The organism is Photobacterium lucens (assembly GCF_009873615.1).
Taxonomy (GTDB): domain Bacteria; phylum Pseudomonadota; class Gammaproteobacteria; order Enterobacterales; family Vibrionaceae; genus Photobacterium; species Photobacterium lucens.
Genome location: NZ_SSMG01000242.1, coordinates 1 through 4,819 on the forward strand (window position 1 = coordinate 1; position 4,819 = coordinate 4,819).

General features: G+C 40.4%; 5 protein-coding genes. 4 read left to right on the forward strand and 1 reads right to left on the reverse strand.

All coding sequences use genetic code 11. The annotated features are described in order from the left end of the window. The first annotated feature begins 101 nt into the window (after positions 1–101). The 4 genes from E5A76_RS10555 to E5A76_RS10570 all read left to right on the forward strand — a co-directional run bounded on the left by E5A76_RS10555 (position 102) and on the right by E5A76_RS10570 (position 4,193). Positions 102–734 (forward strand): hypothetical protein, encoded by a 633-nt coding sequence (locus E5A76_RS10555; protein ID WP_161118904.1) that lies wholly within the window; start codon positions 102–104, stop codon positions 732–734. 241 nt (positions 735–975) lie between these two features. Further along, on the forward strand, positions 976–2,790 hold the full coding sequence (secD, locus tag E5A76_RS10560) for a protein translocase subunit SecD (protein WP_161118903.1): 1,815 nt from the start codon (positions 976–978) through the stop codon (positions 2,788–2,790). A 4-nt stretch (positions 2,791–2,794) separates the two neighbouring features. Then, positions 2,795–3,697, forward strand: coding sequence for a protein translocase subunit SecF (secF, locus tag E5A76_RS10565; protein ID WP_053988818.1), 903 nt, complete (start codon positions 2,795–2,797; stop codon positions 3,695–3,697). A 172-nt stretch (positions 3,698–3,869) separates the two neighbouring features. Next, positions 3,870–4,193 carry a hypothetical protein gene (locus E5A76_RS10570; protein WP_053988819.1) on the forward strand — a complete coding sequence of 108 codons (324 nt, stop codon included), beginning with the start codon at positions 3,870–3,872 and terminating at the stop codon, positions 4,191–4,193. A 226-nt stretch (positions 4,194–4,419) separates the two neighbouring features. On the opposite strand, the gene E5A76_RS10575 is transcribed toward E5A76_RS10570, so the two are convergent. After that, a complete protein-coding gene (locus E5A76_RS10575) occupies positions 4,420–4,710 on the reverse strand; it encodes a hypothetical protein (protein ID WP_053988820.1) in 291 nt (96 codons plus the stop codon). Positions 4,711–4,819 lie beyond the last annotated feature (109 nt).

A 4,819-nucleotide genomic window follows, 5' to 3' on the forward strand; every position in this document is an offset into this window, starting at 1 on the left:
TAAGAGTCAGACACTATTTTGTTAATAATTTTCTTGTGTCACTGACTATCGACCCTTATCATTGCGGAGATAATCTTTTTTGTACATTGTTTTTAGGTGTTATGTTTTTAACCTTTTTTCGTTTTCTAATTTTAAGTATTTGTTTAGGGGCTACCTCATTAGCTTCGGCATCTACGCATGTAGAAACTCTCGGGTTAATTAATTCAGCACCAACAATGCATACAATTAGCCAGTTGGCTGATGATTCTTCAGATTTTGTATCCCATGCCCATATTGCACCAGTAACAGCACCATCTTCTCAATCAGAACATCATGTTGGTCACTCATCAGGCAAGCATCATCCATTATCACAGGGTAAAGTGAATCAAGGTTTACCTGTCTCTGTTAATGGCTCTAAATTGGTATGGAATTTCCCGCTTTCAAGTACAAATCGTGTTTCCGAACATGGTAAACATCATCGTATCGAGTTTAGTAATTATAATATTGCGTTGGGTACGTCGAACCGCTTGATCAATGCTATTCATCTAAGTCCGGAAGAGGTCTCTCCTGACTATCGGCTGGCGTTTGAATTTCCTATTTTAACGGCGATTCCACTCACGGTGGGATATGCTGAACCTTTATCGCCAACAGTAGAGTGGGCATTAAAGGTAAAATCTTCCTCATCCCGTATTTCCGGTTGGAAAGACTCTAACCTGATTTACTCCCAATACGGTCAACTTCGTCAAGTTGCCTAATTCTATTATTTACTAGAGAACACGAGTTTTCTGCTAGTAGTAATAACCTCTCAAAAAATTAATAAAATTATTAATAATCATCGCGTTATTAAGATTTGTTATCGTACCTATAGTTGTACTGCTCCTTTTATGTCGAATGCATTAAAGAGTACTCGCAACATTTTCATGCTATAAAGGTATAATTATAGGTGTTCTATCGACTGCAACAGGCTGTCTGTTGCAAGATACATGGCTAAAAATAATGAGAAAAAAGAATACGAAACAGATTCTGAATCATTACTCAGCATGGAAATATGTTGTGCTAATTGTGACGGTTTCGATAATGCTATTAAGTGCTATTCCGACATGGTTTGGCGAAAATGCAGCAGTTCAAATCAGTAAGAAGGGCGGTGCAATGCCAACACCTTTTGAAATTCAGAAGGTGTTAAAAGAGCACGATATCGATCCGCTTAAAATTGAGCAAAAACCAGATCGTACGATTGTTGTATTAGACAGCACTAAACAACAAACAGACACGAAAGCTGCGTTAAACACGTTAGTGAAAAACGAAGAGCGTTTAACGCTTGCATTAGAGCCAGCTGCACCGATGTGGTTACAAGAGATGGGCTTTGAGCCAATTAAACTTGGTCTTGACCTTCGCGGTGGTGTTCAGTTTTTGCTAGATGTTGATGTAAACCAAGTTTACAAAAACCATGCGCAGCAGCTATCTGATGACTTACGTGTTGATTTCCGCAAGCAAGAGATCCGTGGTGGTCGTGCAGAGCTTAAAGGCAATGATGAAGTGATCGTTCGCCTACCAAGCGAAGAAGCAAACAGTAAGATCCGTCAGTTCATTCGTGAACAATACCCACAATGGCAAGCAACGAACGGCTCAGGTGACAACCTAGTTCTTGCGCTACGTGAAAAAGAAAAAACGGATCTTCGTAACCTGACTGTTCAGCAAAACCTACAAACAATGCGTAGCCGTATTGAAGAGCTAGGTATTACTGAAGCATCAGTTCAGCGTCAAGGTGAAAACCGTATTCGTATCGAGCTACCAGGTGTTCAAGATCCTGCCGCTGCGAAGAACGTTATTGGTGCAACAGCAAGCCTTGCTTTCTACGCTGTGAAAGAAGAAGGTACAGGTAGCACAATGATCCTACCTGACAAAAACGGTAACCCAGTACGTGTTAGCCGTAAGCCTGTTCTAGGTGGTGATCACATTGTTGATGCACGAGCAAGCTTTGGTGAAAACGGTACGCCTGAAGTAAACATTACGCTTGATAGTGCAGGCGGTAAGATGATGTCTGACTTCTCACGTATGAACGTGGGCAAGCCAATGGCAACCTCTTACAGTGAGTACAGCCGTAATGCTAAAGGTGAAACTGTTCAAACTAACAAGATCATCAGTGTTGCAACAATTCAAACCCAGCTAGGTAGCCGTTTCCGTATTACTGGCGCTGGTTCTTTGGAAGATGCACAACAATTAGCGCTTCTTCTACGTGCGGGCTCACTAACAGCGCCTGTGACTATCGTTGAAGAACGTACAATTGGTCCAACTCTGGGGGCTGAAAACATCAAAAATGGTTTCGCTGCACTTGCTCTAGGTATGGGTGTAACACTGCTATTTATGGCTGTGTGGTACCGTCGTCTAGGTTGGGTAGCAAACGTTGCACTTATCTGTAACATGATCATGCTATTTGGTCTGTTAGCGCTTATTCCAGGTGCGGTTCTTACGCTTCCAGGTATCGCAGGTCTGGTACTAACGGTCGGTATGGCGGTTGATACCAACGTACTTATCTTTGAACGTATCCGCGATATGATCCGTGAAGGTCGTAGCTTTGCACAAGCAATTGACCGTGGCTTCAGTAGTGCATTTGGTACTATTTTCGATGCTAACTTCACAACCATGATCACTGCAGTTGTTCTTTACTCTATCGGTAACGGTCCAATCCAAGGCTTCGCATTAACGCTAGGTCTAGGTCTACTAACAAGTATGTTTACTGGTATTTTCGCTTCTCGAGCCATTATTAACTTGGTTTGGGGTCGTGATTCGCGTCGAGATGTAAGGGTTTAACGCAATGAAAAATTGGATTATTAAAAACTTAACCAAATTGCGTTACATGACGGGTATTGTCTCGATCGCATTAATGGTTATTTCTATCACGTTTATCTGTGTTCGTGGTCTGAACTGGGGCCTAGATTTCACCGGTGGTGTTGTTAGTGAAGTTCAAATGGACAGTAAGATCACGAGTAGTGAAATTACACCATTGATGGATGCTGGCTTTAACCAAGAAGTGGTTGTTATTGCCGCTGATGAACCTGGTCGTTGGGTATTACGTTACGCAGCACCAGCTAAAGGTGTACAATACCCTGAGATCACAAAGGTGCTTGAGCCACTACATGCAAATGTACAAGTGCTAAATACCAGTATCGTTGGTCCTCAAGTTGGTGCAGAGCTTGCTGAGCAAGGTGGCCTAGCATTACTTGTGACTATGCTATGTATTTTAGGTTACTTGAGCTACCGCTTTGAATGGCGTCTAGCTGCGGGTTCATTACTTGCGCTACTACACGATGTTATCTTAGCGGTTGGTTTCTTTGCGATGACACAGATGGAGTTCAACCTAACAGTACTTGCTGCAATTTTGGCAATTCTAGGTTACTCACTGAATGACTCTATCGTTATTGCAGACCGTATTCGTGAGCTATTGATTGCGAAACCAAACCAAGATATTGAAGCGACAAATAACGAAGCTATTATTGCGACATTCTCACGTACAATGGTGACTTCGGGTACAACACTGATGACTGTAGGCTCACTATGGTTATTAGGTGGTGCCTCGCTACAAGGTTTCTCTATTGCAATGTTCATCGGTATCTTAACAGGTACTTGGTCTTCGATTTCAGTAGGTACATTACTTCCTGAGTTCCTAGGTCTTAAGCCAGAGCATTACCAACCAAAGCCAATTGTTGATGAGCCTTAATCGTTACAATTAATCTGTATTAAAGCGGCTATCGAGTGTTTAACTTGATAGCCGTTTTTTTTGCTTCAAATGTGATATCGGTTGTAAAAAAGAGCGATTTTAAATTAACAGTTTTTTTTTATGTGAACCAAACTTTCTTTGTCTCAGTATAAATATTCGATTGAGTAATGTGATGAAGAAAAAATTAGGCTTAGTTTGTTTTGCTACATTGATGGTAACGGGATGTGCCCACACAACTGATGATGGTTTTCGTTTTGTGCCAGATAAGTACGTAAGTAATGTGGAATACAATAGTATTTATCACTATGGCTATAACCAAGGTTGTGAGTCAGCATTAGCTAAGAAAGGTAATAACGAGGCTGTATATATTAAAGATCCTGCGTTAGATGGCTCTAATACGCGGTTTAATGAGGGCTGGGATGATGGTGAAAAAGCTTGTTCTTCCGGCAGTCGTAAAACAATCTATGGGTTATCGTCAAATACCCCTAGCTTATGATTAACAAATCGGAAAATAGTAGTTATTTATAATTTGAGATGCACTTCTAATAAATTTATAAAATTATTAGTAAGTAGATAGTGATTCTTGTAATATCACCTAAAAGAAAATGGATATTGCCTTCGTGGAGGCAAAAAAAAACAGATCCGAGGATCTGTTTTTAGAGGGAAGAATAAAGAAAGCCTAGCCGTAGTATTTCTTAATTGTTCGAATTTCCCTTGCCTTTTTAAGCTGCTTTAGCATCGATGTAAGAGATGACTTCTCCGTTGTCGAAGCTGATTGTTGCTGCTGCGTTGATTTCAGGAAGTAGGAGATAAGCTTGGTTAGCGCCATCTTCTGCTGTGATTTCAATGATGACATGAAGTTGACTTGCTAATAAATTATCAATATTCATGTTGTCACTAGCATAATCAGAAATAAGCAGCTTTTTATAGCGTTTATTTGAGTCATGCACCCAAATTGTGAAGTTTTGGTTTTCACCTTCCGTATGGTGTATAAAATCTGCCAGATTTCTCATAAAAAGTTCCTTTTTGCTGATCAATATAAAGATATTGACTCACAATCTCCATTATGTACCAAATCTCGAATTATTAAATATAAGCCTGATTATTTTTACGGATAATGTG

What these genes read in the sequence shown, in the direction of transcription:
- E5A76_RS10555 (WP_161118904.1), top strand. Translation starts at nt 102, where the DNA reads ATGTTTTTAACCTTTTTTCGTTTTCTAATTTTAAGTATTTGTTTAGGG.
- E5A76_RS10570 (WP_053988819.1), top strand. Translation starts at nt 3,870, where the DNA reads ATGAAGAAAAAATTAGGCTTAGTTTGTTTTGCTACATTGATGGTAACG.
- E5A76_RS10575 (WP_053988820.1), bottom strand. Translation starts at nt 4,710, where the DNA reads ATGAGAAATCTGGCAGATTTTATACACCATACGGAAGGTGAAAACCAA.
- secF (WP_053988818.1), top strand. Translation starts at nt 2,795, where the DNA reads ATGAAAAATTGGATTATTAAAAACTTAACCAAATTGCGTTACATGACG.
- secD (WP_161118903.1), top strand. Translation starts at nt 976, where the DNA reads ATGAGAAAAAAGAATACGAAACAGATTCTGAATCATTACTCAGCATGG.